The following is a 25,680-nucleotide window of genomic DNA, read 5'->3' as shown; positions in this document are numbered from 1 at the left end:
ACTTATCTTCACTGGTTAAAATATAGAAGTCGGTTCCATATCTACTGTCATGAGCAGACCTTCCTTCATCCAGTTCGTTCGGTACATTCTGATCAATTGCTGAAGCGTTTCAATCAGCTTCGGTTCTTTTTTGTATTTTATCAAACATTGGTAACGATATCTATTGTTCACACGGCTGATTGCAGCCGCTGCTGGTCCTATAATGACGGTTTCCGGGGATAAAGAAGTTTTCAAAAAACGTGTCCCTTTTTCTGCAAAATCAGCGACTTTCAACAAATCCTCATGCGAAAACTGTACGAGCGTGATGAAGTAGAAGGGTGGATACCCATATTGCTTTCGAGATGACATTTCCAAATGGTAGAACGACCCGTAATGCTGAGTCTTTGCCAACTCGATCGCGTAATGATCTGGTGAATATGTCTGGATGAATACTTCCCCGGCTAACTCATGCCTGCCCGCTCGTCCACTCACTTGCGTCATGAGTTGAAATGTTTTTTCCGCGGCTCGGAAGTCCGCCAAATGCAATGTTGTATCCGCAGCCAGAACTCCAACTAATGTAATATTCGGGAAATCAAGCCCTTTAGCAATCATCTGTGTGCCTAGAAGTATATCCGCTTTCCCTTCGCTAAATTGACGGAGAATCCGTTCATGTGCACCTTTTTGCCGTGTCGTATCCACATCCATCCGCAGCACGCGTGCTTCTGGAAAGATTCTTGAAATTTCTTCTTCTGCCTTTTGTGTACCGGTGCCAAAAAATCGGATATGCTCACTTTCACATTCCGGACATACAAGAGGTACAGCCTCTTCATGGCCGCAATAATGACATTTTAAGCTTTCATTCGCCCGATGATATGTCAATGATATATCACAGTTCGGGCATTGGACGACTGTACCGCAATCCCTGCAGAGGACGAATGAAGAAAAGCCTCTTTTATTGAGAAAGAGGACGGTCTGCTCTTTCATTTCCAACCGGAGACGGATGGCTTCCGCCAACTCCACTGAAAACATAGAACGATTGCCTTCCTTTAATTCCTCCCTCATATCAACGACAGTGACAGAAGGTAGTGGTTGGTTCTTCGCCCTTTTTGACAGTTCCAATAAAGTATAGACACCTTTCGAAGCCCTGGCGTACGACTCAAGTGACGGGGTTGCGCTTCCAAGGATGACAGGGCAACCGTAATGCTCAGAACGCCAGATGGCTACATCCCTTGCATGATAGCGAGGTGTATCCTCCTGTTTATACGTCGATTCATGCTCTTCATCGAGAATGATGATCCCAACATTTTCAAATGGGGCAAAAATGGCGGATCTTGCGCCTACGACGACTTTAACTTCCCGACGATGAATTTTTCGCCATTCATCATATTTTTCACCTGACGACAATCCGCTATGCATGACGGCAACAAGATTGCCAAACCGTTCTTGGAAACGGGCTGTCATTTGAGGGGTCAATGAAATCTCTGGCACGAGAACAATCGCTTCCTTCCCCTCATTTAGTACATGCTTGATCGCCTGGAGATAGACTTCGGTCTTCCCGCTTCCTGTAATCCCATGGAGCAAGAACGTTTCAGCTTGGCCGGAATCAGCCGCTGCTTTCACATGATCAAGGGCGACTTGCTGTTCTTCTGTCAGCTGAATCGGGATTGGTGTGTCGAGTAGCTGCGGGACATCGGGTTCACGGTACGTTTCGACATACGCTTCCGTTGCTCCGCCTTTTTCAATGATTGCTTTCAATACTGGATTTTGAACGCCAGATTCATTTAGCAGCTTTGCTGCCTCCATTGTCTCCCCTGCATGGGCCGTCATCCAGTTGATTAGTTCTGCTTGTTTTTTTGCATTTGGGTGGATCGTGCTCAGTATTTCGGCTAACTTGTCTGAATCTCCGATATGAACCATTCTGACTTTCATCACTTTTGTCTGCTGGCTAATTGCCGTGTCGACTGTAACAATCCCTTTTTCCGAGTAGTTTTTCACCAATTTCAAAATGACGGAATCAGAAATTTGCTTCAGTGGAATGCGTGTTCGACCATTCAGAAACGATAAAAATCGGGTATCGTCTATTTCATCCGGTTTCTCGATTTTAATAACTTTCTCATATTTTGCTCGCATTGCTGCCGGGAGCATTACTTGTAATGCATCGATTTCATAAGATAATGTCTCCCTCGCCACTTTTTTCGCTAAGTCCATGAGTTCGGGTGATAGAACAGGCTCCAAATCGATCAATTCATCAATCAGTTTCAATTTATCCTCTTCAATATCACTTTCAGATTTCAGACCAGTGACATAGCCGATCACTTTTCTTGGTCCGAAAGGGACTTTAACGCGAGCTCCGCGTTCGATAACTGTTTCCATATGCCCAGGCACCGCGTAGTCGAAAGGACGGTCGATTGGATACGCTGACACATCGACGATAACTTCAGCTATCATTGTCAACGTCACTCTCCAATTTTAAAATCGTTTGTAGGAGCACTTTAGCCAATTCCTTTTTCTGCATCGCTTCAAATGGATATGTACCGGGCACCTTTCTCGATAATAACGTAACGACATTTGTATCATTGCCGAAGCCGCCATCCGGATCGGTGACGTCGTTCACGATAATATAATCTAGGTTTTTATTGGACAACTTTTTCTTGCCATATTCGATTGCGTCATTTGTTTCTGCTGCGAACCCAACGAGAATTTGATTCCTTTTCCTTTCACCGAGCGTTTTTAGGATATCGGTCGTTCGTTCGAGCGCAATGAAAGAATCGCCTTCTTGTTTCTTCATCTTTTGCGAATGCTGCTCTTTCGGGCGGTAATCCGCTACAGCTGCCGATTTGATCACTACATCGGCGTCATCGAAATTGCTCAACACTGCTTCAAGCATTTCTGCAGCACTTTCCACTTTAATAAGTTGGACGCCTTCTGGTTTCGGCAATTCAACCGGACCTGAAACTAGTATCGTTTCAGCACCTAATGCTGCTGCCGCTGCCGCAAGTGAATACCCCATCTTGCCGCTCGAAAAATTGGAAATATAGCGGACCGGGTCAATCCGCTCCCGAGTAGGACCAGCCGTGACGACGACTTTTTTTCCTGTAAGGGGAAGGTTTACCGGTTGCGAAAATCTGTCTTTAATTAGCTCGACAATTTTTTCGGGCTCTTCGAGTCTTCCTTTACCGACGTAGCCGCATGCTAAAAATCCTTCTGCAGGCTCGATGAAACGGTACCCATCCTCATGGAGCCGATTGATATTTCGAATGACTGATTTATTTTCGTACATATGTACATTCATTGCAGGGGCAATCCACACTTCCGCAGTCGTTGCGAGAAGAGTTGTCGTCACCATATTATCTGCGATGCCGTTCGCAAGCTTACCGATGACATTTGCAGTTGCCGGTGCGACAACCACTAAATCTGCCCAGTCGGCTAGGTCGATATGCGCAATGACCCGTGAATCCTTTTCATCGAACGTATCAACATAGACGTCATTCCGTGACATCACCTGAAAAGAGAGCGGCGTCACAAATTCCATTGCCGATTCTGTCATCATCACTTTCACTTCTGCCCCAGCTTGAGCAAGTTTACTTACAAGGGCAACAGCCTTATAAACGGCAATGCCGCCAGTTACACAAACAAGTATTTTTTTATTCAACAACAGTCCCACCCTTTCTCATAGAAAACGCATATGTACTGTTTGTCCACATCGTAGACCTTGTATTTTCAAAAAAGCTTATAAAAATGACAAACTCCCAAAGAAAATCTGTTTCTAAGGGAGTATACAAACGTATTCAAATGCTTCAATTCAAAATTAGGATCAAATTTCGTCTTCATAAACGATCGAAGCATCTTGCACTTGTTTCGTTAATGCGCCAGCAGCGACTTCTTCCAAAGCTTTCCCGACATTCTTATGTGAAATATAGGATTGAAGCAATTCAGTCTTAGTCTCCTGCATTTCACGAGCCCGCTTTGCAGCAAGCGTGACAAGTGTGTATTTCGAATCGATTTTGCTCTTTAAAGAGTCTACAGATGGATATAGCATAATTTATTCCCCTTCCAACATAAGTAAATATCTTTTTTCAACACGTTCCCGGCGGCAATGTTCCGCCGTCACGATAGCATTGATGCGATCGCATGCTTTTGACACTTCATCGTTTTCGACAACGTAGTCGTACAAATTCATCATTTCCAGCTCTTCACGCGCTTTCAATACGCGGCTCGCGATGACATCGGCCTCCTCTGTACCTCTGCCGATTAATCGGTCTTCGAGTTCAGACAGACTCGGTGGCGCAAGGAAAATGAATAACCCATCAGGAACTAATTTTCGGACTTGTGCCGCACCGACAACTTCGATTTCGAGGAAAACGTCTCTTCCTGCGTCCAACGTCTCGTTCACATAATCGAGAGGGGTGCCGTAATAATTGCCTACGTACTCGGCATACTCCAATAATTTACCTTCTTTGATCAATTGCTCGAACTCACTTCGAGACTTGAAAAAATAATCGACACCATCCTGTTCACCTTCTCGAGGGCTTCTCGTCGTCATTGATATCGAATATTCATAGTTCGTGTCAGGTTGTTGAAATAGTTCTTTTCTGACCGTCCCTTTTCCGACACCGGATGGGCCGGACAGGACGATCAACAGTCCACGTTGTTTGTACATGCAATCCCTCTTCTTATGTATTCTCATGCTTCACTTGTTCCATTCATAATAGCAAATAATCTACTCATATTGTAACATATCTTCTCACGAGAGTGCTAAAATGGAACAAAACGTTTGAAAGAGGAATCATCATGGCATTTGACGGTTTATTCACCGCAGCAATGGTAGAAGAGCTGCAACAAATAAAAGACGGACGCATTTCAAAAATACATCAGCCGAATGCACAGGAAGTCGTCCTTTTAGTTAGGGCAGGAAAAAACAATTTCAAACTGCTCATATCGACACATTCATCGTATTCACGAGTACAATTAACAGACGAGACAATTACAAATCCCGCGGAACCACCGATGTTTTGCATGGTGTTACGAAAACATCTCGAGGGCGGCATGATCGAATCGATTGATCAATCGGGAAACGACCGGATCATTGCGTTCGATATTCGTGCAAAAAATGAAATCGGTGACGATATCCACCGCAGATTGATTGTAGAAGTTATGGGCCGTCATAGCAATTTGCTGCTGATCGATCCGGAACGAAATATGATTATCGACAGCATAAAGCATTTGCCGCCATCCGTAAACAGTTATCGTACTGTTTTACCTGGCCAGCCATATGTTCCCGCCCCTCCTCAAGAGAAAATCGATCCTTTTGAATTGGAGGAGCATGATTTACTAGCATTCTTACCAGAATGGGAGAATGCCAAACAGGTCGTTAGCCAACTTTCAGGTTTTTCGCCGATTCATGGAATGGAGCTATTGCATCGATTACGCGACGTAACAGAAGCAAATGCATTTGCGATTTACAAAGATTTCCTGTCTTCATTCAAAGGTGGGACACATACCCCAACAATTGCTGAAGTAGGAAATAAAACAATCTTTTCGGCAACGACGTTAACGTATGCCGACAAAGTGATTGCGACATTCGAGTCGCTCGGAGAACTGCTTGACAAAGTCTATTTTGCAAGAGCTGAACGGGAAAGAGTGAAATCCCAAGCCGCTGACTTGGAACGGTGGCTAGATAACGAAATTGCAAAATTGAAATTGAAGATGGAGAAGTTAAGCAAGGAGCAGAAAGCTGCGGAAAAACTGGATACGTTTCAATTATACGGCGAACTGCTGACGGCAAATATCTATGCAATCAATAAAGGGGATAAGGAAGCGGTCGTTGACAATTATTATGAGGAAGGAAAGACTGTGACGATTCCACTTGACCCAAGGAAAACACCGATTGAAAATGCACAGCGCTATTATTCCCGTTATACGAAGGCGAAAAATGCATTGATCATGATTGCAGATCAGTTGACGAAAGCGAAAGAGGATATCGAGTATTTTGAAATGATCAAGCAGCAAGTGATGCAAGCGTCTCCTGAGGATATTGATGAAATCAGAGAGGAATTGGCGGAGTCAGGACTGATGCGGGCGAGAAGAGGGAAGAAGAAACAGAAGCCGAAAAAACCTTCTCCTGAAGCTTATGTCTCCTCATCCGGCATTCCGATTTCGGTCGGAAAGAATAATAAGCAGAATGATTATTTGACGTTTAAAATAGCGGCAAGAGATCATGTTTGGCTGCATACGAAGGATATTCCGGGATCGCATGTTGTCATCCATGATGCAAACCCCGACGAGCAAACGATTGAGGAAGCGGCGATTCTTTCGGCCTATTTCAGTAAGGCGAGAGGTTCGTCATCTGTCCCTGTCGACTTTACGGAAATACGTCATGTGAAGAAGCCGAATGGTGCAAAACCTGGTTTTGTCATTTATTTCGAGCAGAAGACGTTATTTGTCACGCCGGACGAAGATGTTGTTAGGAAATTGAGGAAGTGAAAAAGGATTGCCATCATACAACAGGATGGCAATCCTTTTTATAATCGGATAAAACGTTTCCGCTTCGGGCGGACGCTTTCCGCTAAAAAATCACATCACCTTAAGCTTAGAGGATAGATGAATTCAATTAAATTTTATATAATCCCCTTCTTTGATTTGATTCTTTTCAAACCAGCCACGATTCACTTCAATTGCATAATGATAAGAAAGTAATGGATCATAGATAGGACAATTATCTCCTATACAAGGCTCCATATCCAGTATTTTCAAAATTTCACCATCTGAATCAATAAAAGCAATACTTAGAGGAATTAATGTATTTTTCATCCAAAATCCACCATATATTTTACTTGGAAACACAAATAACATCCCTTCATTTTCGGGTAATATTTCAACAAACATTAAGCCAAATGCTATTTCGCTTTGAGTATCTGCAACTTGAACGATTAATTTTGTTTCCCTGTCTCCACTGAGTATTTTTATCATTTTTGTTTTTATTCTATTTTTCATCTTCACACACCTTCAAGTAGTATTATAAGCAGGAAAGAAATTTGGAGATAAAACGAAAATAAGAAGAAAAAATAACTAGGCAACTCCTTTTTACTTTTAAACTTATTCTATGGTTTTATATTTAATACTATCAATAATCAGAGCAACAACATAAAAATAGATTTAATCAACTAAACTCTGTTTGTTCAATAAAAAAGGTCGGTCCTTCTTACTTAAAGAATCGCACCCATTAGTAGATAAAAATAAAACAACAGCAATTGGAGTCTTCAAGATTCCAATTGCTGTTTGTATTTTTTACTACGAGTGGATCACTTATATCATAAGTGGATCAATATGTTATCTGGAGTTAACATAAATTTATACACTGCTGCTATTTCCTGTGCCAATTGTGGTACCAATTCAGGACGCAGAAATAAGTCAAATCGAAATGTTCGTTGTTCGATTGGCTCAGCGTTCGTCCGCGGAAAGCGTCCACCTGGAACGGAAATCAATACTATTATTATTAACTGTGTAATAATCCTGCTTTCAATTTCGAATGCCATTCCAATAAACCGATAATTGATTCATTTGTTATTGCACCGCTTTCAATAGCAGCTTCTGTTAGTGCTCCGAAATCTGTTAAGCTCTTGTAGGACAGATTTGCTTCCGCAAAAGCAACATCTGCACTAGCTAGCTCATATGTAAAAATAGAGACGACACCTTCTACTTTGATCCCTTCAGATCTAAGGGCTTCGACAGCATTTAAGCTGCTGCCACCTGTGGAAATCAAATCTTCAATGATGATCGCTTTATCCTCGGGCTTTACTTTCCCTTCAATTTGCTTGCTACGCCCGTGCCCTTTTGCCTTTGAACGGATATATACCATTGGTAATCCAAGAATGTCCGCCACCCAAGCAGCGTGCGGAATTCCTGCCGTTGCCGTTCCAGCAATAAGTGTCGTTTCCGGATAGTGTTTGCTTATTAAATTTGCAAGTCCTTCAGCAATTTGCTTACGTCCTGCTGGGTCTGACATCGTTAGTCGATTATCGCAATAGATCGGTGATTGGATGCCCGATGCCCATGTGAAGGGATCGTCCGGACTTAATTCTACTGCTCCAACCTTTAACAAAATATGTGCGATTTCCTTTTTACTCATTCCACTCCATCCCTTTCCAACGTGCATTAATTTGTTCATAAGCAGCGCGAGGATCTTTAGCACCTGTAATCGCTCTGCCGACTACGATATGTGTGGACCCTTCTTCCCTAGCTTCTTCTGGTGTTGCAATTCTTTTCTGGTCGTGTGTCCCGCTCTCTGGAAGGCGAATTCCAGGCGTCACCTTCATGAATTCAGGTCCGCAAATTTCTGTAATGATTGCTGCTTCGTGGACAGAACAAACGACCCCATCCAATCCCGCCTCCTTCGTGAGTTTCGCATAATGTAGGACGGACTCCTGAAGTGATGCCTCGATGAGCTGTTCTTCCCTCACTTGCCGTTCGTCTGTAGACGTCAATTGAGTGACACCGATGATCGAAGGACGCTTTGTTCCTGCAGGTGTCCCTTTATCCAGCCCCTCGAGTGCCGCTTCCATCATTGTCTTTCCGCCTGCAGCATGTACATTCACCAAGCTCACTCCTAAACTAGCTAGCACTTCCATGGCAAACATGACCGTATTCGGAATATCATGCAACTTCAAGTCTAGAAATATATCGAACCCACGCTCTTTCAATTTGGAAATGATGGCTGGGCCTTCTTTGTAATAAAGCTGCATGCCGACCTTCACATTAACGTCACTTTCGAATGGTTCGAGAAAATCGATAACCTTTTGTGATGAATCAAAGTCTAACGCAATAATCGGGGATGTCTTCATATCCGATGGCTCCTTCCAACAAGTTCAGAAATATGTTCAACGCAAAGCTCATCCAATTTTGCCGGAAGTTCTTCAATGATTTTGGGGCAAATGAACGGATCTACAAAATTTGCTGTCCCGACAGCTACCGCACTCGCACCTGCCGATAGGAAATCGATGACATCGGCTGTTTCTGCAACTCCACCCATACCGATGATCGGGATATGTACAACTTGGCTCACTTCGTAGACCATTTTAATCGCGACCGGTTTGACGGCCGGACCGGATAATCCGCCTGTTATATTCGCAATGATCGGCCTACCTGTTTTTTGATCGAGCCGCATGCCAACAAGCGTATTAATCATCGTAATGCCATCTGCTCCGCCAGCTTCAACGGCTTTTGCAATTTCTTTTATATCTGTAACGTTCGGAGAAAGCTTTACGTACACTGGTACTTCGGACACTGCTTTTACGGCAGCCGTCAGATCATGCGCTTGCTGTGGATCTGTACCGAACGTGATACCTCCGCATTTGACATTAGGACATGATATGTTCAATTCTAACGCTTTCACATTCGGTGCAGTTGAGATTGTTTTCGCCACTTCAACATAATCGGCTGTTTCCGTTCCGGCGACATTAGCAATAATCGGCACATCGAACTGCTCTAGCCAAGGCAGTTCATTTTCCATGACGCCTTCTAAGCCGGGATTTTGTAAGCCGATCGCATTCAACATCCCTGAAGCTGTTTCCGCAACGCGGGGAGTCGGATTGCCAAAACGCGTTTCCAAAGTGGTCGCTTTTATCATAATTGCACCTAATTGAGATAAATCATATAGAGCCCCGTATTCCTTGCCAAATCCAAAACAACCGGAAGCCGGCATAATTGGATTTTTCAATTGCAACCCGGGCAATTCAACTGCTAATCTATTCATATCGACACCACCCCCGCAGGAAATACTGGTCCATCCGAACAAACTTTTACGTATTCCTTGTCTGTCTTCTCTGTCGTTTCACAAACACATGCAAAACAGGCTCCAATTCCGCAACCCATCCGCTGTTCGAATGATAGAAAGCCTTTCTTTCCAGTGTAGGCTGATTGAACCGCATTCAACATCGGCATAGGACCGCAGCTATAATAAGTCGAGAAGTCGTCTCCTATCGTTTCCATTACATTCGTTACGAAGCCTTTTGTCCCTTTCGTTCCATCGACTGTTGCGATATATGTGTCACCTAATTGCTTGAATGCTTCTTCATAGAATGACACTTCTGCTGATTGAAAGCCTAATACATGGATGCATTTCACACCCTTCGCGGTCAGCTGCTTGGATAATTCGTATAAAGGAGGCACTCCGATTCCTCCACCAATCAGCACAGCCGTCTCACCAGGCAAAGTTTCGTGAACCGGAAACCCATTCCCTAACGGACCGAGTACATCGACTTCTTCACCTTCCCTTTTCAAGGATAGCAAAGTTGTTCCGCGTCCCTCAGCTCGATAAATAATTGTCATTTCGCTCTTGTCTTCATTAATGGACGCGATGGAAATCGGCCTTCTCAATAAAGGCTCAAATGAGTCCGTTACACGAATATGGACAAACTGGCCAGGGGAGTTTATTTCCCCCACCAGCTTCCCTGTCAGTTTCAGTTCAAATATATTTTCCGCGATTTTCTTTTGTCCCGTCACTTTCATCCGGTCTTGAATTATCATATGATCACCTGCTGTTTTGGCATATTTTCCATTTGAAATGTAATGGATTCGATGACGCGTAGCATTGCATTGGCTGTATCGATCGACGTCAAGCATGGGATGCCGTTTTCAACTGATTCACGGCGGATCCGGAAACCATCACGTTCGGGCATTTTCCCTTTCGTTAAAGTGTTAACGACGAGCTGGACATCCCCCTTTTGAATGACATCGATCAGACTCGGCCCTTCCGAACCGATTTTCCTAACAATACTTGCTTTAATACCAGCCTTCTCTAATACTTTAGCTGTTCCTTCTGTTGCAAGAATTTGATAGCCGATATTCGTAAACCTTTTTGCAAGATCTACAATCTCACCCTTGTCTTTATCGGCAACCGTCAGAAGCACTGAACCGTATTCTTTTATTTCCATTCCTGCCGCTACAAGCCCTTTATATAATGCTTTTTCCAATGTCAAATCTTTCCCCATGACTTCACCAGTCGATTTCATCTCAGGTCCTAGCGTAGTATCGACACGGCGGAGCTTGGCGAATGAAAACACTGGAACTTTCACGTACACTCCTTTAGGAGCCTGTGCAAGGCCTGTTTCATACCCTTGCTCAATGATTGATTGGCCTAAAATCGCTTTTGTCGCAATGTTTGCCATCGGTATGTTCGTAATCTTACTTAGGAAGGGAACCGTCCTGCTCGACCGCGGATTCACCTCAATGACATACACTTGGCCTTCGGAGATTACGAATTGGATATTGAGAAGCCCTTTAATATTCAGCCCAAGCGCCAACCGTTCCGTATAATCTACAATCGTCTCAACCATTACACCCGACAAGCTCTGTGGAGGAAATACCGCAATCGAATCGCCGGAGTGGACTCCCGCTCGTTCGATATGCTCCATAATCCCCGGTATTACTACATTTTCACCGTCACAAATTGCATCGACTTCAATTTCCGTCCCCGTTAAGTAGCGGTCGATCAATACAGGATGCTCAGGACTTGCTTCTACGGCGTGTTCCATATAATGAAGAAGCTCTTTTTCCTGATAGACGATTTCCATCGCCCGCCCGCCTAATACATACGAAGGTCTGACGAGAACCGGATAGCCGATTTCACTGGCGATTTGCACAGCTTCATCAATGGATACCGCTGTTTTTCCGAGCGGCTGTGGAATATCGAGTTCATTTAGTGCCCGCTCGAATTTATCCCTGTTTTCCGCCCTGTCGATATCTTGAAGTGACGTCCCCAAGATTTTTACTCCGCGCTCTTCCAGTCCGGCAGCTAAATTGATTGCCGTCTGTCCTCCGAATTGCACGATGACCCCTTCAGGCTGTTCCAAATCGATGATGTGCATGACGTCTTCAATTGTAAGCGGCTCGAAATACAATTTATCTGAGACAGAAGAGTCGGTTGAAACCGTTTCAGGATTGTTATTGATGACAATCGCTTCATAACCCGCTTCCTGAATGGCCCAAATCGAATGGACCGTTGCATAGTCAAACTCCACGCCTTGACCGATCCGAATCGGTCCTGAACCAAGGACAATGACACTTTTCTTTTTGGATCTTACGGAATCATTTTCTTTTTCATATGTTCCATAAAAGTAAGGAGCATTTGATTCATATTCATCCGTGCTTGTATCCACTTTTTTATAAACTGGAACGATTCCATTTTCCTTCCTAAATTTATAGATGGAAAACTCATCTTCATTCCAAAGTTTTGAGATCGTCACATCCGAAAAGCCCATCCGTTTTGCTTCAATGAGTTTTTCCAAGTCATAAGGGTGCGACGCTAGTTCACGCTCAAATTGAACGATCCTTTCAAATTTGTGAAGGAAGTACAGGTCGATTTGACTCCATTTCTTTAGAGTTTCTACCGTAACACCTCTTCGCAAAGCCTCCCCGATGAAGAAAAGTCTTTCATCTCCAGCTGACCGGATTCGCTTTTCAATCATTTCATCCGACAACTTATATGCATTTTTCAAAGCCAAACCGAATTGTCCAGTTTCAAGGGAACGGACGGCTTTCAAGATCGACTCTTCGAATGTGGCGCCGATTGCCATCACTTCGCCGGTGGCTTTCATTTGCGTCCCTAGATTACGCTTTGCCGATTCGAATTTATCGAATGGCCATCTCGGGATTTTAGTTACGATATAATTGATAGCCGGTTCAAACAACGCATCTCCTTTTCCGGTTATCGGATTCACCATTTCAGCAAATGTTAGGCCGACTGCAATTTTGGCAGCCATTTTGGCAATCGGATACCCCGTAGCTTTTGAAGCTAAAGCAGATGAACGGCTCACCCGAGGATTCACTTCAATGATATAGTAGGCCAAGTTTTCCGAATTAAGCGCCAGTTGGACATTACAGCCGCCTTCGATCTTCAATGCCCGGACGATTTTCAATGAAACATTCCGAAGCATATCATTTTCATAGTCTGTCAGTGTTTGGCATGGGGCAGTAACGATGGAATCGCCCGTGTGAATACCGACCGCATCAACGTTTTCCATATTACAAATGACAATTGCGTTATCTGCGGAATCTCTCATTACTTCGTATTCGATCTCTTTCAGACCTGCAATCGATTTTTCAAGGAGGCACTGGGTGACTGGGCTATACTTCAGGCCGCTTGATACAGTTTCTAGAAGTTCCTGATCGTTCGTACAAATTCCTCCGCCAGTTCCACCAAGTGTGAAAGCAGGTCGGACAATTACCGGATATCCAATCTTTTCAACGAACGCATAAGCTTCCTCTACATTGTGGATAATATCGCTTTCCGGAACAGGCTCGCCGAGTTCTTTCATTAAAGTGCGGAAGAGATCTCGATCTTCTGCTTTTTGAATCGCTTCGAGATTCGTTCCGATAATTTCAATTTCATATTCATCTAAAATTCCTGATTCTTGAAGTTCAATCGCCATATTTAATGCCGTTTGACCACCCAAAGTCGGAAGAAGGGCATCTGGTCGTTCTTTGCGGATAATGCGGCTTACAAAATCGAGTGTCAATGGTTCGATGTAAACTTTATCTGCAATTTCGGTATCCGTCATGATTGTTGCCGGATTCGAATTAATGAGGATTACCCGGTATCCTTCTTCCTTTAATGAAAGGCATGCTTGTGTTCCTGCATAGTCAAATTCGGCCGCCTGACCGATGATGATTGGTCCGGATCCGATCACTAGAATCGTTTCAATATCTTGGCGTTTTGGCATTGTACTTCCCCTTTCTTTTATCGGCATCATAGAATCTTAGAAATTAATTCTGTTCTTGAAGTACTTCACTTTCTTGCCATACGATGTTTCCATTGTAGATCGTCTTCACAGGCCATCCGGAACAAATCCAGCCGTCGAAAGGTGTATTTTTCCCCTTAGACAAAAATGTCTTCCGGTCAATTGTCTGTTCTTTATTCAAATCAAGAAGGACTAAATCTGCTTGTGCTCCGACTTCGATTTTTCCGTATGGTAGACCGAAAACATCTGCGGGTTTTACAGTCATCCAATCAATCAATTGCTTTAATGTCCATTTACCTTCTTTCACGAAGTGCGTGTATAGAAGTGGGAATGCTGTTTCAAATCCTGTAATCCCGAAAGGTGCTTTTGCAAACCCGGCATTTTTCTCTTCTGCTGTATGAGGTGCGTGATCGGTTGCGATGAAATCCAAAGTTCCGTCTAAAAGACCTTCTTGCAGCGCATGTAAATCCTCGATACCACGCAAAGGAGGATTCATCTTCCAATCTGCATCGTCCCCAGGGATATCCTCTTCAGATAAAATTAGGTGATGTGGACTTACTTCAGCCGTTACATGAATCCCGGCTCTCTTCGCATCTCGGATGACTCTCACAGACTCTTTTGTACTTACGTGGCACACATGGTAGTGGGCGCTAGCCGCTTCTGCTAGAAGGATATCACGGGAGATATGAACCGATTCCGCTATTGAAGGGATTCCCGGAAGTCCAAGCTCCTTATTACGCTTTCCTTCATGCATTGCACCACCGTATATTAATGTATTGTCTTCACAATGCGCTACTATTGGCATGCCGATCTCTGCTGCATCTTGCATTGCTTCATACATCATCCCAGCTTGTTGGACGCCGACGCCATCATCGGTAAATGCGAAAGCCCCGTGCTCTTTCAATTCTTTCAAATTCGTCCGCTCTTTTCCGGCTTCCCTGATTGTGATTGATGCGTAAGGAAGAACGCGTATATGCGCTTTTTCGGCAATCAATTCATTGACGTACGTTAAATTTTCCTTCGTGTCAGGTACAGGTCTCGTATTCGGCATTGCGCAAATTGTCGTGTATCCGCCTTTAGCTGCCGCAAGCGTCCCTGTTTCAATCGTCTCTTTATGCTCGCCGCCAGGTTCGCGCAAATGAACATGGACGTCGATAAATCCTGGTGCAAGTAGCAGGCCATTGCCGTCAATTACTTCGGAATCTCCTACTTTCAAATCGGCGCCAATTTCGGTTATCAGGTCCCCATCAATTCGGACATCAACTAAAACCTTTTCACCTTCGTCGTTCAAAACATATGCACTCTTGATGATCTTTCCCATGCCAATTCCTCCTTTTGTAAAATCGTTTCTAAGATAGCCGCACGTATATAGACACCATTTTCAACTTGTTTGTAAATCATTGACCGATTGCATTCAACAAGGCTCCCAGCTATTTCTACATCACGGTTAACCGGTGCAGGATGCATGATGATCGATCCGGGCTTCATGTCCCTTTCCCGCTCAACTGTCAGTCCGTATTTCAAGTGATATTCTTCCTTTGTGAATCTCATTTTGCCATCATGTCTTTCGTGCTGAACTCTGAGAAGCATGACAACATCGCTTGTGTAGATCACTTCATCCCAGTCACTCACGTATGGAAAATCACCTGCCCACTCTGGAGGGCATAGGAATTTCACATTTGCACCAAGCTTTATAAGAGCATCTGCATTGGACTTTGCAACTCTACTATGGGCAATGTCACCGGCGATGAGCACATTGAGCCCTTTGAAACCTCCGAGTGTTTCTTTTATCGTAAACAAGTCAAGTAAGGATTGTGTTGGATGTTGACCCGAGCCGTCTCCGCCGTTGATGATTGCCATTTTCAGTTTTCCTATTAGGTCCTCATAATAGCGCTCTTCGGGATGTCTGATAACAACTGCATCCAACCCGATTTCTTCAAGAGTGCGGAGCGTGTCGTACAACGTCTCTCCCTTTACTGCACTTGAAGCACCCGCTTCAAAGGGAATCGTTTCAAGGCCCAATTTCCGCTCCGCCACTTCAAAACTCATTTTTGTTCGTGTACTAGGCTCAAAGAATAGATTGCTAACCATATATTTTTGGGGTAATGCCCGGATTCCATATCTTTTTAACATTGCGGCGCGATCCAAAATAGCTGAAATTTCTTCGATTGTTAGATCCTTCATTGATAATAGGTTTTTCATGTGAAAATCCCCTTCCGTTTGGATAAAAAATAGCCTTTCCACTTCATGGAAAGGCCAGTTGGGCATGACGAAACAACCGTCATCCATTTTGAATGACTGTCTGTCAACCGAACCTTTCCTTGTCTCTCAGTACAATGTTAAAAGGTCTTCCTATTCTATTTCACTTCCTGCCAAGCTATCATTTGTCCTACCTGGCAAAATCAAGTTCAGAAGTACGCCTACAATTGCAGCAAGCGCCATTCCCCCTACTTGGAATGTTTCACTAATATGGATTGAGGCGCCACCGATTCCGATTACGAGAATAACCGAGGCGATGACGAGGTTTCGTTGCTGCCCAAAATCGACTTTGTGATCGACGAGCATTCTCAGTCCGGAGGCAGCGATGATACCGAACAGCAATATGGATATGCCCCCAAGAACCGCTTGCGGAATCGTCGCGATAATTGCCATCAGCTTGCCAATGAAGGAGAACAATATCGCAAATACAGCTGCGCCAATGATGACATAGACGCTATAGACACGTGTGATTGCCATGACTCCAATGTTTTCACCGTATGTCGTTTTCGGAGGGCCTCCGAGGAATCCACTGATGAGTGTTCCGAGTCCGTCTCCCAATAGCGACCTGTTCAAACCAGGATCTTTAATGAAATCTTTATTCACAACGCGGCCGAGTACGAGTTGGTGTCCGATATGTTCTGAAATTGTCACGATTGAAATCGGAACCATGATTGCAAGCAAAGTCGGAGTGATGACAAACTCATAATCTATTCCGGGAAGCAAGAATTCTGGAATTTCAAACCACGCAGCTTCATGCACTTTTGTGAAGTCCAGAATTCCAATTGCCGCAGAGTATACATAGCCTACTATTATCCCAATCAGGACAGGCATGAGACTTACTACTCCTCGGAAGAACATGAGACAGATAATTGCTGAAGCCAATGTGACAATTGCGGCCGAGAAATGCAGTAAATTATATTCCGATACCCCGTTCACTTCAATCGTGCTCGCCATGCTCACCGCCGTTGGTGCCAACGCTAATCCGATAACCATAATGACCGGTCCGACTACGACTGGGGGAAGGAATTTCATAATCCAACCTGAGCCCGTCGTCCAAATCAGCAATGATACAAGCGCATACACGAGGGCGACAAACATGCTTCCGATCATCGCGCTTCCGATGCCACCTGTGCTCGTCGCCACTTGAATCGGTGCAATAAAAGCGAACGATGACCCTAAGTAGGCGGGCACTTTGAATCTTGTGACAAGAACGAAGATGATCGTCGCAAGTCCACTTGTGAGTAAAGCGATTGCTGGGCTCAAGCCAACCAATTGCGGTACGAGGATCGTTGCTCCGAACATTGCAAACATATGCTGCAAACTGAGGGCAAGCCATCTCCCCGGAGCCGGTTTATCGAGTACGTCTAACACTTTGTTGTCATTCGTCATTTCTCTCTCAATCCCTATTCTCTATGTTATTTTGTATGGATTGTCACGCCATCATTGCCATCCTCTTCAATGACATTGACGACTATCCGCTCTTCACTTGAGGTCGGAATGTTTTTCCCGACAAAATCGGGGCGGATGGGCAATTCGCGGTGGCCACGGTCAACGAGGACTGCCAGTTGGATCGCTGCCGGTCTTCCGAGATCAATGACTGCATCCATTGCGGCTCTCACCGTTCTACCTGTATAAAGGACATCATCGACAAGAATCACTTTCTTTTCTGTTACATCATGTTGGATATCCACTTGGTGGACGAGAGGTTCCTTATTTTCATGTTTCAATTGGAGGTCGTCTCTGTACAGCGTAATATCCAACTCACCAGTCAAAATCGGTTTCCCTTCAATTTGCTTGATTCTTTCCGAAAGGCGTTTTGCTAGAACCGCACCTCTTGTTTTAATGCCGACAAGGATGCATCCATCAATTCCTTTATTCTTCTCGATGATCTCGTAGGCGATTCTTGTCACCGCCCGCGATATTGCCTGTTCGTCAAGAATGATTGCTTTTTCCGTCATACAAACTCCTCCTCTTGGAAAATAAATAACCCTCCCGCCAAGATGGCGGGAGGGTACAGGTGTGCAGAAAGAAGCGTACCGAAGAATAGCCGCAGCTATCCAACTGTACTTCCGTGCAACCTTCCCAGCCTCTCTGGACTGACTTTAAAGGTATCGCTATTCATTTCATTGTTTAGTATAGTTGGCCAATTTCACTTTGTCAACGATTATCGGTACGTAATTTTTCAAGCAATGCTTTAAAGTCTTCCGGCAATGGTTGTGTGAACTCAAGATATTCACCGGAACGCGGGTGCTTAAAGCCGATTGTACCGGCATGCAACGCTTGTCCGTTGAAATCGATTGTTTTCCTTGGTCCATATTTCGGATCCCCAGCTAGCGGATAACCGATATATTTCATATGCACACGTATTTGGTGTGTTCTTCCGGTTTCCAGACGGCATTCCACTAACGTAAAATCACCAAAACGATCCAACACTTTAAAATGTGTAACAGCATGTTTGCCTTTATCGATAACGGTCATACTTTGCCGATCTTTCGGATCCCTTCCGATCGGTGCGTCAATCGTCCCTTGATCATGAGGGATATGACCATGAACAAGCGCCGTATAAATGCGCGTCACAGATTTCTCGACAAGTTGATCAACAAGTGATACGTGTGCTTGGTCATTTTTAGCGACCATGAGCAAACCGGATGTGTCTTTGTCAATCCGATGGACGATTCCAGGACGCATGACGCCGTTTATTCCCGAAAGGTCCTTTACTTGATGCATCAACCCATTGACAAGCGTGCCTGTAGTATGTCCTGGTGCAGGATGGACAACCATTCCTCGCGGCTTGTTCACTACAAGTACGTCCGGGTCCTCATAGACGATCTCCAAGTCGAGATCTTCAGCAACGATATCGAGCTCCTCAAGTTCAGGCTCTGTCACTTGGATAACATCTCCGCTTTTCACTTTATAATTCTGTTTGACAGTTCCATCGTTCACGAGAACCGCCCCATCTTTCACCCATTGCTGGATTTGAGTGCGGGACCAATCAGGATTGATAGTTGAAAGCACTTTGTCGATCCTGTCATTTGCATGCTCATCTGTTATTTCAATTTCGAACGGTTCCATTATGCCACCTTTTTCTTGTTCTTTTTTTCATCGATAAAAACGTGAAGGATCAGAAGGACGACACCTACCGTCAATGCAGCGTCCGCTACGTTGAAGATTGGAAAGTCGTAATTGATAACTGGGATGAGAACATCGACGAAGTCAACTACTTCCTTACGTATTAATCGATCAATGAAATTTCCAATCGCTCCGCCCAATAAAAACATGAGGCTGACACTTAGCAATTTGCTGCCTTTCGCTTCCTTGTGGAAAAAATAAATGATGCCGACGACGACTAATATTGTGACAATATAAAATAACCACATTTGTCCTTCTAGCATTCCCCATGCGGCTCCTTTATTACGATGTGACAGTAATGCCAAATAAGGGTCCGCTATCGGAATTCTCTCCCCGAGGTTCATGTTTTGCACAACGAGCCATTTTGTCAGTTGATCGAGCAAAATTAAGAATAACGCCAATCCATAATATAATACCAATCCAAAAACCCCCGTCCGACAGTTTCTGCTCCATTTTACCATAAAACAATCGCAATCATGAAATTGGTGTGCATTTATAGTAAAAGAAAAAGGCTGTTGCAACCGGGACGCAGCCACAGTTACAAACAGCCTTCACCAAATCGATTATTGATAGTATTTTTTCACGACATCAGCGCAACGTGAGCAGAGGGATGGGTGATCTGCGTCTGTGCCGACAGATTCAGAAATTGTCCAGCAACGGTCACATTTTTCGCCGTCCGCTTTCTCCACAAGAACAGTTGCGTAATCAAGCTGAAGTGCATCCGTTGCCAATTGTCCTTCTTCACCTTCTTGGAATTTGGAGACGATGAAGAATTGGGCAAAATCGATATCATTCGCTTCAAAAATGCCAGCCATCTTATCAGGCAATGCGACTGTCACTTTCGCTTCAAGCGATTTACCGATCACTTTTGCATTCCGTGCTTCTTCAAGAGCCTTCAATACATCGTCACGCACAAGCATTAATTGGCCGAAACGCTTGCGTAGAGTGTCCGCACGTTCTCCAAGGTCTTCTGCTTGCGGCATGTCGGTAAGTTGAACGCTTTCCTCTTCGACATGCTCAAGGTACGCCCATAGTTCATCCGTCGTATGCGGAATGATTGGCGTCAATAGTTTCAACAATGCGAGAAGCGAATCGTACATGACTGTTTGCATTGCACGACGGTGTGAATGATCGACTCCTTCGATATAAACGACGTCTTTTGCAATGTCAAGATAGAATGAGCTTAGTTCACCTGTACAGAAATTATTAACTGCATGGTAAACACCTGCGAATTCATATTTCTCATAGGCTTCGAGGACTTCTTTAATTAAATCTTGCAACTTCACATAGACATATTGGTCAATTGGACGCATATTTTCGAATGCGACACGGTCTGTTGCCGGATTGAAATCTGCCACGTTACCATGCAAGAAACGGAGTGTGTTCCGGATTTTCCGGTATACTTCCGACACTTGCTTAAAGTTGGAATCGGATACCCTGACATCCGCTGTGTAGTCAACAGATGATACCCAGAGACGAAGGATATCCGCACCAAGCTGGTTCATCACTTTTGCAGGCACGATGACGTTGCCGAGCGACTTACTCATTTTACGTCCTTCGGCGTCCAACGTGAATCCGTGGCTTAATAGCCCTTTGTAAGGAGCGATTCCATTGATGGCGACACTTGTCGTCAAGGAAGAGTTGAACCAACCACGGTATTGGTCGGAGCCTTCCAAATACAAATCAGCCGGATAGACGAGATCGTCTCTTTCCTCTAACACACCTTGGTGCGTTGAACCGGAATCAAACCAGACGTCCATAATATCCGTCTCTTTTGTAAATTGGCCATTCGGGCTGCCTTCATGCTTGAAACCTTTTGGAAGCAGATCTTTCGCTTCCCATTCAAACCAGACATTCGAACCGTGTTCTCTGAACAGACTTGCTACATGTGCAATCGTTTCATCAGTAAGGATCGCGTCACCATTTTCCGCATAAAACACCGGAATCGGAACTCCCCATACACGTTGACGTGAAATACACCAGTCACCACGGTCGCGCACCATATTGTACAAACGGGTTTCACCCCAAGTAGGTGTGAATTTCGTATTGCGGATAGCTTCCAGCAATTCATTACGGAATGATTCGATGGACGCGAACCATTGAGCTGTCGCACGGAAAATGACAGGTTTTTTTGTACGCCAATCATGTGGATACGAGTGTGTGATGAAGGAAAGTTTCAATAGAGCCCCTACTTCATCCAACTTTTTCGTCACTTCTTTATTTGCATCTTCATAAAATAGTCCTTCAAAACCTGGAGCCTCTTCTGTCATGACGCCTCGGTCATTGATTGGTGACAACGCATCGATTCCGTATTGTTTCGATACGTAAAAGTCGTCTTCACCGTGTCCTGGAGCAGTATGGACACAGCCAGTACCTGCTTCTGCAGTGACGTGCTCGCCCAACATGACGAGGGAGTCGCGATCATAAAATGGATGTTTGGCAACGACCTTATCCAACTCGGATCCTTTTAGTTCATTTACAATTTCATATGATTCCCAACCGATCTCTTTCGCAACAAACTCGACGAGATCTTTTGCCAACAAGAACTTGCTACCTTCTACATTCACAATCGCATATGTGAATTCAGGATGAACTGAAATTCCTAGGTTTGCAGGAATTGTCCAAGGAGTCGTCGTCCAGATGACGATGCGGACATCCTCATCGACTGCACCTAGGCCATCTTTAATTGGAAATGCAACGTAGATGGAAGGAGATTTTTTATCCTTGTATTCGATTTCCGCTTCAGCTAGTGCCGATTCACTTGACGGAGACCAGTATACTGGCTTCAGTCCTTTGTAAATATAGCCTTTTTTGGCCATTTCGCCGAATACTTGAATTTGTCTTGCTTCAAATTCTGGCTTCAAAGTGATATATGGGTTTTCCCAGTTGCCTCGTACACCGATTCGTTTGAATTGTGATCGTTGGCTGTCGATCTGGCTGTATGCGTATTCCTCACACATCTTTCTGAATTCTGCGACGGAGTGCTTTTTACGGTCAACGCCTTTGTTGACGAGAGCTTGCTCGATTGGAAGTCCGTGTGTATCCCAGCCCGGTACGTACGGAGCGTGGAACCCGGTCATCGATTTATGTCGAACGATCATATCTTTTAGAACTTTGTTAAGGGCGTGACCCATATGAAGGTCACCGTTCGCATAAGGTGGTCCGTCATGAAGGACGAAGAAAGGTCTTCCTTCCGTACGATCTAGTACTTTTTCGTAAATGTTCATTTCATCCCATTTTGCTTGCATTTCGGGTTCTTTGTTTGGCAAGTTGCCGCGCATTGGAAATTCGGTTTTCGGCATAAGCAATGTGTCTTTGTAATCCATACTGTTTCCTCCTTTGGAAATAAAAAATCCCCGTCCCTAATAAAGGGACGAGGAATTGTTCTCGCGTTACCACCCTAGTTGCAGCATGAATCATCATACTGCCTCTCAGAACACCATAACGGGGTGTATCCGGGATTGCTTTTCGTCAATCCGGCTCTGGAGTGATTTTCGTTTCCGTTTCAGACCGGGCTCACACCATCCCCGGTTCGCTTTGCATGAATTTCGGAAAGTACTCTCTCTTTCAACGCCTGTTCCTGCTTATATGGTCATTATTATATGTAAGAACGAGATGGAATGTCAAGCATCCCTTCATTCTACATCTGCGGCTGATTCAAGATGCTCTGTATCCGGCTCATATTCAAGCAGTTTCTCCCAATCGTCTGTCTTGATCATTTCAAGCTGGGCTTCGATCAACATACGGAAACGATTTCTAAACACTTTCGATTGTTTTTTCAAATCCTCGATCTCCATAGCGATCTTGCGGGCACGGGACAGTGCCTCATTTACAATACGATCTGCATTTTTCTCGGCTTCCTTAACGATGAGCTTTGATTCCTGAATCGAGTTGCGTCTTACATCTTCAGCAGCTTCCTGGGCAATTAAAATCGATTTCTGCAATGTCTCTTCAATTGAATTGAAATGGGAAACCTTTTCTTTTGTTTCCTTTAAACTGTTTTTCAACTCTTTATTTTCTTCGAGCACGTTTTCGTAATCTTTCATGATCTGTTCTAGAAATTCGTTCACTTCATCTTCATCGTAACCACGGAAGCCGCGGCTGAACTCTTTGTTATGTATATCGAGTGGTGACAATGCCATCTACTGTTCCTCCCTTTCGAATAAATCTTCTACTCCCTATTATACATGCCTTACACATATAAGAAAGCAGTTTTTCGACCGATTGTCTGAAAAATCATTCTAACCTACCAACGAGCAATCGAATTTTGTCTTTTCGGGTCCGTCCTTCAATCGAGATGATTTTGAAGCGGCCCGAACCTCTAATCGAAAGGATATCAGATTCATTCACTTCGAACGCTTGCTGATCACGGATCACATGGTTGACTTTCACTTTATCATTCTGAATAAGCGCAACAGCTTTTTGACGTGGACAATTCAATAACGAAGCGACTAGCGAGTCCAGACGTAATGAGCTGATCGTGTGAAGCTCTTCCTTCCATGATTCCTTGTTTACAATCAGTTCATCTTGGGAACCGAGCTCTTCAACCCGGACTTTGGATTTGCCGATTGACGTCAAATTGGCGATGAGATAATCTTTCATTTCCTCTACGGCAGCAAATTGAACGACATCTTCCTCCAAGCGGATATCACCGAATTTCGAACGGTCGATGCCGAGCGCCATGAGGGAACCTAAAATATCCCGATGCTCGAGTGTCATGAATTTCGCGGGATATCTTACCGTAAAAACAGACACTTGGTAATCCTCATCTTCAGGTTCATAATAATCCGGGTAAATTAATGCTCGTTGACGTTCCGGCTCAAGGAAAGCGCCATTCACTCCAAATTGCAAACCTGAACTTCTAACGATGGATCCTAAAATGAAAATCTGCCTCGGGTCAAGAAAGCCGGTGAGCTTTGGAGAATAGGTATCCTCCACTTCACGCGTCCACCCAATTACTGTTTCAATGAAAGGCTGCTCGTCTTTTCTAAAATGTTGTATGATCGAATTCATTGTTAACGACTCCTTAAGAACCCTATCCTATGCAGGTTCCTTATAGAAAAAACCTCACATGAGTGAGGTAACGATCAATCGATAAACTTCGAATACACCGCGAGAAATTAAATAATTCAATACAAAGATAGCTACGATCGGAGAAATATCGATCATTCCAAGTGGTGGAATAAACTTACGGAAAAAACCTAAATAAGGTTCAGTAATTTTCCCTAAGAAAATGCCGAACTTTGTTTCCCTTGATGCAGGTACCCACGACATTAATATATATATAATGAGGAGTATCAAGTAAATATCGATCGCCCTTAATATGAGCGAAAAAAGCATTGTTATTATTTCTATTAATCCCATTTGTACACCTCAATCATTTCTATCGTTCAAAAAAATCGGAAATGCTTCCAGCCACTTCGACATTCTCCGGCACACAAAGGAAAATGTCAGTGCCAATCCGCTGAATGTCACCTCCAAGAGCGTAGACGGTTCCGCTAAGGAAATCGACGATACGGATACCTTGATCGCGCTCAATCCTTTGTAAATTGACGACAACGGCTCTTTTATTCTTTAAATGCTCCGAAATATCCTGCGCTTCTGCATAGACACGCGGTTCAAACAGAACGACTTTTGAAGATTTCTGGATGCTCTGCAAGCTGACTACGTTGCCGGATTGTTGAGTTTCGGCAATTTGCGGCTTACGTGAAACCGCTCTTCTCGGTTGCTGCTCTTGAACGGGTTGTTGTTCCCGGACAGGCTGTTCTTGCTGAAATTCCTCTTCTTCATCAAGGTAGAACCATTTTTCAAATCGTCTTTTTATGCTCATTCGTCTCCCTCGCTTTCGGTCCCGACTAATGCGGTTCCAATTCTAACGTGAGTTGCACCTTCTTCGATTGCGATAACATAATCGTTTGACATTCCCATGGATAGTAGTGTGCAAGGCGCATGTTCCAATTTTTTAGATGCCATTCGGTCGCGAAGTTCACGCAATGAACGAAAAATGGTTCGAATCCATTCCTCGTCCTGTGTGAAGGGAGCCATCGTCATTAAACCGACCACACGAATTTTATCGTATTCGGCTAATCGAATAATGAATTCCTCCACCTCTTCAGGTTGTAACCCTGATTTGGACTCTTCCCCGGATACATTCACTTGCACGAAGCAATCCACTGGAGACGTTGCACGTTTTTGAATCTCTTTTGCTAAGCTCATACGGTCCAATGAGTGGAGAAAATCAACTTGGTTGATGATGTCCTTCACTTTGCGGCTCTGTACATTTCCGATGAAATGCCAAGTGAGCCCTTCAGATAGAATGCTTTCTTTTTTTCCAAGAAGTCCTTCGGGTCGATTTTCCCCAAGGTCTGTAATGCCAAGTTCAATGACTTCCTTTGTCCTCTTAGCGGAGACTTGCTTTGTCACCGCCACAATCGTTACGTCTTGACGATTCCTTCCAGAACGATTGCAAACTGTTTGAATTTCTTCTTCTATTTTTTGAATACGTTGTTGAAGTGCGTCCAATGAAATCACTACTTTTCTGCTTACTTTGCTTTATTGTACCAATTGGACGGACACA

23 protein-coding genes and 1 other annotated feature are annotated in these 25,680 nt (G+C 44.2%); of the genes, 1 reads left to right on the top strand and 22 read right to left on the bottom strand.

Features of this window, described 5'->3' with window-relative positions; all coding sequences use genetic code 11:
• Positions 1-15: 15 nt before the first annotated feature.
• The 4 genes from priA to gmk all read right to left on the bottom strand — a co-directional run bounded on the left by priA (position 16) and on the right by gmk (position 4,639).
• Positions 16-2,427 (bottom strand): primosomal protein N', encoded by a 2,412-nt coding sequence (gene priA / locus MHZ92_RS01660; protein WP_239430066.1) that lies wholly within the window; start codon positions 2,425-2,427, stop codon positions 16-18.
• Positions 2,417-3,637, bottom strand: coding sequence for a bifunctional phosphopantothenoylcysteine decarboxylase/phosphopantothenate--cysteine ligase CoaBC (gene coaBC / locus MHZ92_RS01655; protein WP_239430065.1), 1,221 nt, complete (start codon positions 3,635-3,637; stop codon positions 2,417-2,419). Before coaBC ends, priA begins: the two co-directional genes overlap by 11 nt.
• A gap of 156 nt (positions 3,638-3,793) precedes the next feature.
• On the bottom strand, positions 3,794-4,018 hold the full coding sequence (rpoZ, locus tag MHZ92_RS01650) for a DNA-directed RNA polymerase subunit omega (protein WP_239429748.1): 225 nt from the start codon (positions 4,016-4,018) through the stop codon (positions 3,794-3,796).
• A gap of 3 nt (positions 4,019-4,021) precedes the next feature.
• Positions 4,022-4,639 carry a guanylate kinase gene (gene gmk, locus MHZ92_RS01645; RefSeq protein WP_239429747.1) on the bottom strand — a complete coding sequence of 206 codons (618 nt, stop codon included), beginning with the start codon at positions 4,637-4,639 and terminating at the stop codon, positions 4,022-4,024.
• Positions 4,640-4,770: 131 nt separating this feature from the next.
• Between gmk and MHZ92_RS01640 the strand changes: the two genes are divergently transcribed.
• On the top strand, positions 4,771-6,462 hold the full coding sequence (locus MHZ92_RS01640) for an Rqc2 family fibronectin-binding protein (protein ID WP_239429746.1): 1,692 nt from the start codon (positions 4,771-4,773) through the stop codon (positions 6,460-6,462).
• Between the two features lie 123 nt (positions 6,463-6,585).
• On the opposite strand, the gene MHZ92_RS01635 is transcribed toward MHZ92_RS01640, so the two are convergent.
• From MHZ92_RS01635 to MHZ92_RS01550, 18 genes are all read right to left on the bottom strand, one after another.
• Positions 6,586-6,972 (bottom strand): DUF192 domain-containing protein, encoded by a 387-nt coding sequence (locus tag MHZ92_RS01635; RefSeq protein WP_239429745.1) that lies wholly within the window; start codon positions 6,970-6,972, stop codon positions 6,586-6,588.
• 502 nt (positions 6,973-7,474) lie between these two features.
• Positions 7,475-8,107: an orotate phosphoribosyltransferase gene (pyrE, locus tag MHZ92_RS01630; RefSeq protein WP_239429744.1), complete on the bottom strand. Its 633-nt coding sequence runs from the start codon at positions 8,105-8,107 to the stop codon at positions 7,475-7,477.
• A complete protein-coding gene (pyrF, locus tag MHZ92_RS01625; protein ID WP_239429743.1) occupies positions 8,100-8,819 on the bottom strand; it encodes an orotidine-5'-phosphate decarboxylase in 720 nt (239 codons plus the stop codon). The genes pyrE and pyrF overlap by 8 nt, the downstream gene beginning before the upstream one ends.
• Positions 8,816-9,730, bottom strand: a complete 915-nt coding sequence (locus MHZ92_RS01620; RefSeq protein ID WP_239429742.1) for a dihydroorotate dehydrogenase — start codon at positions 9,728-9,730, stop codon at positions 8,816-8,818. Before MHZ92_RS01620 ends, pyrF begins: the two co-directional genes overlap by 4 nt.
• Entirely contained in the window at positions 9,727-10,503 is a 777-nt protein-coding gene (locus MHZ92_RS01615; protein ID WP_239429741.1) for a dihydroorotate dehydrogenase electron transfer subunit, read from the bottom strand. Before MHZ92_RS01615 ends, MHZ92_RS01620 begins: the two co-directional genes overlap by 4 nt.
• On the bottom strand, positions 10,500-13,697 hold the full coding sequence (gene carB, locus MHZ92_RS01610; RefSeq protein WP_239429740.1) for a carbamoyl-phosphate synthase large subunit: 3,198 nt from the start codon (positions 13,695-13,697) through the stop codon (positions 10,500-10,502). The genes MHZ92_RS01615 and carB overlap by 4 nt, the downstream gene beginning before the upstream one ends.
• 43 nt (positions 13,698-13,740) lie before the next feature.
• Entirely contained in the window at positions 13,741-15,036 is a 1,296-nt protein-coding gene (locus tag MHZ92_RS01605) for a dihydroorotase (protein WP_239429739.1), read from the bottom strand.
• On the bottom strand, positions 15,003-15,917 hold the full coding sequence (locus tag MHZ92_RS01600) for an aspartate carbamoyltransferase catalytic subunit (protein ID WP_239430064.1): 915 nt from the start codon (positions 15,915-15,917) through the stop codon (positions 15,003-15,005). The genes MHZ92_RS01605 and MHZ92_RS01600 overlap by 34 nt, the downstream gene beginning before the upstream one ends.
• Before the next feature lie 150 nt (positions 15,918-16,067).
• The gene (locus MHZ92_RS01595; RefSeq protein ID WP_239429738.1) at positions 16,068-17,363 is read right to left on the bottom strand and encodes a uracil-xanthine permease family protein; all 1,296 of its coding nucleotides are present in this window, start codon (positions 17,361-17,363) and stop codon (positions 16,068-16,070) included.
• Positions 17,364-17,389: 26 nt separating this feature from the next.
• Positions 17,390-17,932, bottom strand: coding sequence for a bifunctional pyr operon transcriptional regulator/uracil phosphoribosyltransferase PyrR (gene pyrR, locus MHZ92_RS01590; protein WP_239429737.1), 543 nt, complete (start codon positions 17,930-17,932; stop codon positions 17,390-17,392).
• Between the two features lie 199 nt (positions 17,933-18,131).
• A complete protein-coding gene (locus MHZ92_RS01585; protein ID WP_239429736.1) occupies positions 18,132-19,046 on the bottom strand; it encodes an RluA family pseudouridine synthase in 915 nt (304 codons plus the stop codon).
• Entirely contained in the window at positions 19,046-19,522 is a 477-nt protein-coding gene (gene lspA, locus MHZ92_RS01580; RefSeq protein WP_304649546.1) for a signal peptidase II, read from the bottom strand. Before lspA ends, MHZ92_RS01585 begins: the two co-directional genes overlap by 1 nt.
• Before the next feature lie 144 nt (positions 19,523-19,666).
• Positions 19,667-22,429 carry an isoleucine--tRNA ligase gene (gene ileS, locus MHZ92_RS01575; protein ID WP_239429734.1) on the bottom strand — a complete coding sequence of 921 codons (2,763 nt, stop codon included), beginning with the start codon at positions 22,427-22,429 and terminating at the stop codon, positions 19,667-19,669.
• A 40-nt stretch (positions 22,430-22,469) separates the two neighbouring features.
• Positions 22,470-22,683: a binding site (T-box leader), on the bottom strand.
• A 55-nt stretch (positions 22,684-22,738) separates the two neighbouring features.
• The gene (locus MHZ92_RS01570; RefSeq protein WP_239429733.1) at positions 22,739-23,245 is read right to left on the bottom strand and encodes a DivIVA domain-containing protein; all 507 of its coding nucleotides are present in this window, start codon (positions 23,243-23,245) and stop codon (positions 22,739-22,741) included.
• 94 nt (positions 23,246-23,339) lie between these two features.
• Entirely contained in the window at positions 23,340-24,116 is a 777-nt protein-coding gene (locus MHZ92_RS01565) for a YlmH family RNA-binding protein (protein WP_239429732.1), read from the bottom strand.
• A gap of 54 nt (positions 24,117-24,170) precedes the next feature.
• Positions 24,171-24,467, bottom strand: a complete 297-nt coding sequence (locus MHZ92_RS01560; protein WP_239429731.1) for a YggT family protein — start codon at positions 24,465-24,467, stop codon at positions 24,171-24,173.
• 19 nt (positions 24,468-24,486) lie between these two features.
• Positions 24,487-24,933, bottom strand: coding sequence for a cell division protein SepF (locus MHZ92_RS01555; RefSeq protein WP_239429730.1), 447 nt, complete (start codon positions 24,931-24,933; stop codon positions 24,487-24,489).
• On the bottom strand, positions 24,930-25,625 hold the full coding sequence (locus tag MHZ92_RS01550; RefSeq protein ID WP_239430063.1) for a YggS family pyridoxal phosphate-dependent enzyme: 696 nt from the start codon (positions 25,623-25,625) through the stop codon (positions 24,930-24,932). The genes MHZ92_RS01555 and MHZ92_RS01550 overlap by 4 nt, the downstream gene beginning before the upstream one ends.
• Positions 25,626-25,680 lie beyond the last annotated feature (55 nt).

The organism is Sporosarcina sp. ACRSL, from assembly GCF_022346605.1.
In the GTDB taxonomy this organism is placed as follows: domain Bacteria; phylum Bacillota; class Bacilli; order Bacillales_A; family Planococcaceae; genus Sporosarcina.
Note: the sequence above shows the minus strand (reverse complement) of the source record. Positions and strands in the feature narration are given on the sequence as shown.

Coding starts and splice junctions, on each gene's coding strand:
- MHZ92_RS01595 (WP_239429738.1), bottom strand. CDS start 17,363: ATGACGAATGACAACAAAGTGTTAGACGTACTCGATAAACCGGCTCCG.
- MHZ92_RS01585 (WP_239429736.1), bottom strand. CDS start 19,046: ATGGAACCGTTCGAAATTGAAATAACAGATGAGCATGCAAATGACAGG.
- carB (WP_239429740.1), bottom strand. CDS start 13,697: ATGCCAAAACGCCAAGATATTGAAACGATTCTAGTGATCGGATCCGGA.
- pyrR (WP_239429737.1), bottom strand. CDS start 17,932: ATGACGGAAAAAGCAATCATTCTTGACGAACAGGCAATATCGCGGGCG.
- gmk (WP_239429747.1), bottom strand. CDS start 4,639: ATGTACAAACAACGTGGACTGTTGATCGTCCTGTCCGGCCCATCCGGT.
- MHZ92_RS01555 (WP_239429730.1), bottom strand. CDS start 24,933: ATGAGCATAAAAAGACGATTTGAAAAATGGTTCTACCTTGATGAAGAA.
- MHZ92_RS01640 (WP_239429746.1), top strand. CDS start 4,771: ATGGCATTTGACGGTTTATTCACCGCAGCAATGGTAGAAGAGCTGCAA.
- pyrF (WP_239429743.1), bottom strand. CDS start 8,819: ATGAAGACATCCCCGATTATTGCGTTAGACTTTGATTCATCACAAAAG.
- MHZ92_RS01565 (WP_239429732.1), bottom strand. CDS start 24,116: ATGAATTCGATCATACAACATTTTAGAAAAGACGAGCAGCCTTTCATT.
- MHZ92_RS01570 (WP_239429733.1), bottom strand. CDS start 23,245: ATGGCATTGTCACCACTCGATATACATAACAAAGAGTTCAGCCGCGGC.
- pyrE (WP_239429744.1), bottom strand. CDS start 8,107: ATGAGTAAAAAGGAAATCGCACATATTTTGTTAAAGGTTGGAGCAGTA.
- MHZ92_RS01615 (WP_239429741.1), bottom strand. CDS start 10,503: ATGATAATTCAAGACCGGATGAAAGTGACGGGACAAAAGAAAATCGCG.
- ileS (WP_239429734.1), bottom strand. CDS start 22,429: ATGGATTACAAAGACACATTGCTTATGCCGAAAACCGAATTTCCAATG.
- MHZ92_RS01635 (WP_239429745.1), bottom strand. CDS start 6,972: ATGAAAAATAGAATAAAAACAAAAATGATAAAAATACTCAGTGGAGAC.
- MHZ92_RS01620 (WP_239429742.1), bottom strand. CDS start 9,730: ATGAATAGATTAGCAGTTGAATTGCCCGGGTTGCAATTGAAAAATCCA.
- MHZ92_RS01605 (WP_239429739.1), bottom strand. CDS start 15,036: ATGGGAAAGATCATCAAGAGTGCATATGTTTTGAACGACGAAGGTGAA.
- rpoZ (WP_239429748.1), bottom strand. CDS start 4,018: ATGCTATATCCATCTGTAGACTCTTTAAAGAGCAAAATCGATTCGAAA.
- MHZ92_RS01560 (WP_239429731.1), bottom strand. CDS start 24,467: ATGGGATTAATAGAAATAATAACAATGCTTTTTTCGCTCATATTAAGG.
- MHZ92_RS01600 (WP_239430064.1), bottom strand. CDS start 15,917: ATGAAAAACCTATTATCAATGAAGGATCTAACAATCGAAGAAATTTCA.
- priA (WP_239430066.1), bottom strand. CDS start 2,427: ATGATAGCTGAAGTTATCGTCGATGTGTCAGCGTATCCAATCGACCGT.